The sequence below is a fragment of the Sphingomonas hominis genome (assembly GCF_013328205.1).
Classification (GTDB): domain Bacteria; phylum Pseudomonadota; class Alphaproteobacteria; order Sphingomonadales; family Sphingomonadaceae; genus Sphingomonas; species Sphingomonas hominis.
In genome coordinates this window covers 1-6,222 of record NZ_JABULH010000021.1, presented here as the reverse complement: position 1 = coordinate 6,222, position 6,222 = coordinate 1, and the positions used below count along the sequence as shown (strand labels likewise).

Annotated in this window: 6 protein-coding genes; 4 read left to right on the top strand and 2 right to left on the bottom strand. The window is 63.4% G+C overall.

Annotated elements, in window-relative coordinates; all coding sequences use genetic code 11:
* Positions 1 to 168 precede the first annotated feature (168 nt).
* From HRV97_RS17080 to HRV97_RS17065, 4 genes are all read left to right on the top strand, one after another.
* A protein-coding gene (locus HRV97_RS17080) for an IS3 family transposase (protein ID WP_174195334.1) occupies positions 169 to 1,268 on the top strand; the annotation gives its coding sequence in 2 pieces (ribosomal slippage) (positions 169 to 430 and positions 430 to 1,268; 1,101 coding nt in all).
* A 288-nt stretch (positions 1,269 to 1,556) separates the two neighbouring features.
* Positions 1,557 to 2,540: a replication initiator protein A gene (locus HRV97_RS17075; protein WP_343044545.1), complete on the top strand. Its 984-nt coding sequence runs from the start codon at positions 1,557 to 1,559 to the stop codon at positions 2,538 to 2,540.
* A gap of 459 nt (positions 2,541 to 2,999) precedes the next feature.
* On the top strand, positions 3,000 to 3,839 hold the full coding sequence (locus HRV97_RS17070) for a helix-turn-helix domain-containing protein (RefSeq protein WP_174195333.1): 840 nt from the start codon (positions 3,000 to 3,002) through the stop codon (positions 3,837 to 3,839).
* 231 nt (positions 3,840 to 4,070) lie between these two features.
* Entirely contained in the window at positions 4,071 to 4,319 is a 249-nt protein-coding gene (locus tag HRV97_RS17065) for a hypothetical protein (protein WP_174195332.1), read from the top strand.
* 50 nt (positions 4,320 to 4,369) lie between these two features.
* Here the strand turns inward: HRV97_RS17065 and HRV97_RS17060 are convergent, their stop codons facing one another.
* Positions 4,370 to 5,524 (bottom strand): glycosyltransferase, encoded by a 1,155-nt coding sequence (locus tag HRV97_RS17060; protein WP_343044544.1) that lies wholly within the window; start codon positions 5,522 to 5,524, stop codon positions 4,370 to 4,372.
* A gap of 183 nt (positions 5,525 to 5,707) precedes the next feature.
* Positions 5,708 to 6,061, bottom strand: a complete 354-nt coding sequence (locus tag HRV97_RS17055; RefSeq protein WP_174195330.1) for a hypothetical protein — start codon at positions 6,059 to 6,061, stop codon at positions 5,708 to 5,710.
* Between the last annotated feature and the right edge of the window lie 161 nt (positions 6,062 to 6,222).

Below are 6,222 nucleotides of genomic sequence, written 5' to 3'. Positions count from 1 at the left end.
GCCAGCAGGAAGGCTGAATCAGAAAACCGGGGCCATGTGAATCCTCAACGATTCAGGTCGCCCGAAAACCGCTCTAGCGTACCTCTGCTTGTTATAGCGGAGGATGGTGCGCTTGCGGTTGCGCCGGCCCGGTTAGGTTTGGCAGGTGCCGGACGAGGGAATCCGCCGATGAAGAAGTCGAGGTTCAGCGAGCAGCAGATAGCGTTCATCCTGAAGCAGGCCGAGGATGGAACGACCGTGGAGGAGGTATGCCGAAAGGCCGGCATATCGATCCAGACCTACTACCGATGGCGCAGCAAATACGGAGGGCTGATGCCGTCGGAGATGAAGCGCCTGAAGGTGCTGGAGGAGGAGAACGTCCGGCTGAAGCGGCTGGTGGCGAACCTCAGCCTGGATAAGGAAATGCTGCAGGACGTCATCCGCCGAAAAATGCAGGGCCTGGTCGAGCCCGGGAGATCGTCGGCTATTTGCAGGCGAGCTACCAGGTCAGCGAACGGCGAGCCTGCAGCGCGTTTCCGATCAATCGATCGACCCAGCGCTATCAGTCGCGCCGCCTCGATCAGGCCGGCCTCAAGATGCGGATCAAGGAGTTGGCTGCGACCCGTGTTCGCTATGGGTACCGACGCATCCATGTGCTGCTCCGACGGGAGGGCTGGGAGATCAACCACAAGCGCACTCATCGGCTGTATCGCGAGCTCGGGCTGCAGCTGCGCAACAAGACGCCCAAGCGCAAGGTGAAGGCGAAGCTGCGCGATGACCGGACGCCGGCGACGGCACCCAACGAGTGCTGGTCGATGGATTTCCTGTCGGACCAGCTGTTCAACGGTCGCAAGATCCGGGTGCTCTCGATCGTCGACAACTGCACCCGTGTGTCACCAGCGCTCGACGTACGGACGAGCTACCGCGGCTCTGACGTGGTCGAGACGCTCGAGCGCATTGCCGTGGTACACGGTCGTCCCAAGCGTATTCGTCTGGATAATGGCCCGGAATTCATCTCGAAGGATCTCGACCTGTGGGCTTACCAGCATGATGTGGTGCTGGACTTCAGCAGGCCTGGAAAGCCGACCGACAACGCGTTTGCGGAGGCGTTCAACGGCCGGGTGCGGGCCGAATGCCTCAACGCATACTGGTTCTTGAGCTTGGACGACGCACGGGTAAAATGTGAGGCGTGGCGGCGTGATTACAACGAGCACCGTCCGCATAGCTCCCTCGGCAACCAGACCCCGATGGAGCGCGCTTTTTCGTCAGGGCAGGCATGCCTGCCCTGACGAAAAGAGAGCCGGTTTTCTCATAAAGACCGGACCAGAGACGGGGTGAGGCTCACGAGGGGCCGGTCTCTAGGCCCAGGTGGATGAAGAAACGGGGGTCACGTCACTATTAGCGCCCATCCGAGACTTTTCGCACGAGACACGATAGAATGGCTGGATGCCGTCCGGGAGCGCGTCTCACATTTCCTACTCGAAAGCACGAACTCGCGTCGTGCTTGCGGGTGTAGCGCCTCGGTACACGTGGTCTTTGGCGTCGAAGTTCGTGCTTTCGAGTAGGAAATATCCGGCGTGACCCAGGTGCCTGCCAAACCCGCCTCCCCTGCCCGCAACACGCCTGCTGCGCGCAAGCGTGATGGCAAGGCGCTGTCGCAGCGCGACCTGTTTCAGCTCGACAGCCCGCTATACGGCGAGATCCGCGGTGAGCGATCGCTGATGGCGTTCCCGTTTTTTGCGCTCAGCAAGAATGCTTGGATGAAGCCGCTGAGCTACGAGCACGCGACCGTCTCGATCGAGGTGCGCCCGTCCGCCAACGGTGTCGCGACGATCTACGACAAGGAGATCGTGCTCTACATCGCGAGCCTGATGGCGGCGAAGCTGGAGGCGGGCGAGGACGTCGCGCAGGATTTCATCTTCACCGCGCACGACCTGTTCTCGGTCACCGGCTCCAACCACTCGGCGCGCTCGTACCAGCGTCTGTCAGAGGCACTCGAGCGGCTCCAGGGCACGCAGATCAAGACTAATATCGAGGCAGGCGGCGAGGGCGAGGAGGGCTTCTTCTCGTGGTTATCCGAGGCGCGGCTGCATTATTCCAAGACCAAGACGGGTGAGCGACGGTTAAAGGCGGTCAAGGTGCGACTGTGCGACTGGCTGTTCCGCGCGATCCTGCGCGACCGGCAGGTGCTCAATTACGCTGCGACCTATTTCCAACTCGGGCCGATCGAGCGGCGCATCTACGAGGTCGCGCGCTCGACCTGCGAGGATGGGCGGATGGAGATCGACCTAGCGACCTTCCGGTTGCAGATCGGCTATCAGAACCCGCTGTCGAACTTTCGCGCCGCGATCCGGCAGATCGCGGGCTCGGACGCGATCCCCGATTACGCAATCGAGCTGGTCGAGGACGAAGCCCTTGCCCCTGCGGACGACAGTGACGCCGAGCCCGCGCGCCGCGGGCGCCGCGCGACGCCCGCGCGGGTTATCATCAACTACCGCCCTGATCCGGTCACCGAACCCGGCGAATCGGCCGACATGGCGCTGCCCGAATCGGGCGAGTGACGCGCGGCAGTAACGCGGGTTAATTCTACTCGAAAGCACGAAGAGCCCAGCTATTTCCTACTCGATAGCACGAACTTTGGCGGCGTTATTCTACTCGAAAGCACGAATAGGCACACGTTTAGGTAAGAAACTCACGCGAGTTTCTGCATTTCCTACTCGAAAGCACGAACCGTAGCCGCTTCCTTTGTTGGATTTTTCTTGCGACATCGTGAGGGAGATCGGCCGCGTGGCCGGATGTTGCGTGAAGGAAGCGGTCGTGACCACATAAAGGAAAGCCCGGCACGAAGGCCGGGCATCCCAAGGTTTGATGGAACGACGTCGCCAAACGTCGAACCGGGGTACACGAGAACAATCCGTACCCCTTCCAGATACCGCTGAAACCTGTCCGTTTCAAGGATGCGCGTTTCGCGCCACGCCCCTTTTTTGTTCTGGTCCCGGCCCCTGATGAGGGGATGGAAGATGACGGCCTATACGCTCGGCGAGGCGGGCGCGCTGGCGCTCGCGCGGATCGGACGCCGTGCAGGGGCACTGCCCTCACGTGGCGAGACGACGCCGCGCCCGGTGCTGCGCGGCAGCCGCGAGGCGGGGACGTTCGAGGATGCGTTCTTCGCTCGTCCAGCCAAGGGCGAGACCGACCATCTGCTGCGCGTCGCGCGGCGGGCGCTCGATGCCGGGCGGATGCTCCGGCGGGTAGCGCGGCGCGGCGAACGGGTGCTCAGCGCTTCCGAGCGGTTGGTGACGCAATTGAGCGCGGGCGCGGTGCGCGTGCTGGAGGAATTGCTGACGCTGTCGCGGCTCAACCACGGGCGCGTTTATCCAAGCTACGACCATCTCGCGCGTGTCACCGGGCTCGGTCGCGCGACGGTCGCGCGTGGATTGCGGCTACTCGAGGAGATCGGCTTCCTAGTGCGCCAGCGTCGGTTCGCGCGGTTGAACGCCGATGGAGCGGGGCCGCGGATCGCGCAGACCTCCAACGCCTATCGGCTGATGTTGCCGCGCGGGATTGCCGCGCATCTGCCGCGATGGATGCGGCCCGCTCCCCTGCCCGACGACGAGGCGCAGCGGCTGGCGACCCGCGATGCCGAGCAACAGGCGATGCGGCAATCACTCAGCTGCCGAGAACTGGCACTAGCGACGCTCGACGGCCCGCTGGGACGGATGCTCGCGAAACTCGGTGCCGGGATCGACGCGCGCGACGCGACTGGACCGTCGGCGAGCGCGAGTCTCACGCTGATCCGTAATCCCTCTCTCAATCATCTATCTTCTAAAGAAGCCCGTGATGCACCGCCGACAATCTGACCCTGATCAACCCGATTGTTGTAAAAAAGGCCGTCATCCCGCAGTACAAACGCCGTCGCGTCACGCAGATGTAGATGGGTGTATTCGTGGATAAGAGCATCACAGGCGGTGCGTTCATTCACTAATCTTGCACATCGCTGCGATGAAACCGTCCAAACCGGCGATGAGTAGCCTCGACGTTTCGCTGCGGTGCAGCTAAGGAAGCAGGCTCGTACACACGGGAGTTCAATCATGTTCGCTAAGTATTTCGCGGCTGCAGCCGCTTCCGCGCTCGTCGTCGCCCCGGTTGCGGCTGCGCCCATCAACCCGGCGTCGTCGCTGTCGGTCACCAAGTCGGTCCGCGCATCGACCTCGTCGTCGGGCAAGAGCGAGCTGGCTGCCGGTGGCAGCGGCCTGATCATCGCGATCGCGGCTGCGGCTGCGGTGATCGTCGGCATCGTCGTCATCGCTGACGACGACAACGACTCGGACAGCAACTGAGCTGATCCCCTGCCCCGCCGTTCGCGGTGGGGCAGGATCTCCGCGCTGGCTCAATCTGGCGCGCGTAACACGACCTTCCCATGACGCCGCGGCCGGCGCGGTCGCCAGACGAAATGCGTAGCGACACCGAAGTTGAACACTGAACTCATCAGCGCCCCCGCGATTCCAGCGAGCGGCCAGCTACCCACTTCCCGTAGCGTTAGATTGGCGACCGAGATGTTGGCGAGCGCACCCAGGCTGCACACCGCGCTGAACACCAGATAGCCGATGACGAACCGCCACCCGCGCAACCGCGCCGAACGGTAGGTGATTGCATTGTTGAGCATGTAGTTGAACGCCATCGCGCACAGTGTCGCGATCCCCTGCGCCCGCAGGAACGGTACTCCCTCCCCTACCGCCAGATCGAGTACGGCGAGATGGCACGCCAGCCCAAGCCCCCCGATGGCGCAGAACAGCACGAAACGCGGTGGGATCAACCCGCGGGTCAACTTGTCGATCAGGAGGAAGGCGTATTCGAGCAGCACGACGACATCGAGCTTGCTGGTGCCGGCATGGCGCTCACGAAAGACATAGCCAACCTCGACGACCTTCAATGGCGTGGGTGACGCGGTCAGAATATCGAGCAGGATCTTATAGCCCTGCTGCGACAAGTCGTAGATCGTCGCCTCGACCACTGAACGGCGCACCGCGAAGAACCCGCTCATCGGATCGCTGACGCGGACGCCGGCGAGGCGATGCGCGATCCAGGTGGCAAGACGGCTCATCCGCTGGCGATGCCGGTCCCACTCCCCTACCCCGCCGCCTTCGACGTGCCGGCTGCCGATGACGAGGTCGACGTCGGTGGTCTCGAGTAGCTCGAGCATCACCGGCAGCCGCGTCTCGTCGTGCTGCAGGTCGGCGTCGATCACCGCGACCAGCTCACTCTCCGCCGCTAGCATTCCCTCGACGACGGCAGAGGCGAGCCCGCGCCGTCCGACACGCCGGATACAGCGGATCGGTGCCCCCTCCCCTGCCAGCGTGGCGACCTCGCCCGCGGTGCCGTCGGGGCTGTCATCGTCGACGACGATCAGCTCCCACGTGACCTCTCCCATCGCGCGCGCGATCGCATCGGTCAGCGGGCGAATGTTCTCGCGTTCGTTGTACGCGGGCGCGACGATCGACAGCGCGAGAGCGCCGCATCGATGTGTGAAGGAGCGTGCCTGCACCGAGCTCCGGGTGCTGAGTTCCTCAGCCTTCATTACACCGACCATCGAGGAGCCGCCCCGACACGAGCACATGTCGACAATCATGCACGTCGACGTGAATACAGGTTGTTGGGTGCTGCGTCATGTTGCCGGCCGGGTTCGCTGCGCTCGAAGTCGATCAGTTGCCGGCGACGTGACTAACGGTCACTGCCCGCCGGCGTCGGGATCGATCGGCTGCGGCGGAGCGATCACCGGTGCGGTACGGCTGTTGTCGTCGGTGGTCGCCGCCTGGAACGCTGCGGTTGGATTGGCGGAAGCCTCCGGACGGTAACGCTCGATGCGTAGGCTCAGCCGGTTGTCGAGCCGGCTGGGTATACGATTGTTGATCCGCGCCGGGTTGGTATTTGCGGGCAGCCCCTTGGCGTTGAGGCGCGCGCCGTAAGCGGTCGCAGTATCGCGCACCGATCGCGTCTGCGCGAGCACTGTTACGGGGCCGAGCAGCGCTGCACCGGATACGGCCAGCGCAACGAAGTGGAGTGGGCTTAGATCGAAACGCATGCCTGCCTGGTAGTCGCTTTCAGCGCGGACGTCACCACGGCGGACTTGGGGCCCAACTTCCAACACTTGCACAACACGACAGATCTAGGCCGGATCGACATTCATCGTAGCCAGATCATGGCAGCGGCGAGATGGACGAAGCCGGTGAAGTGGATGATGCG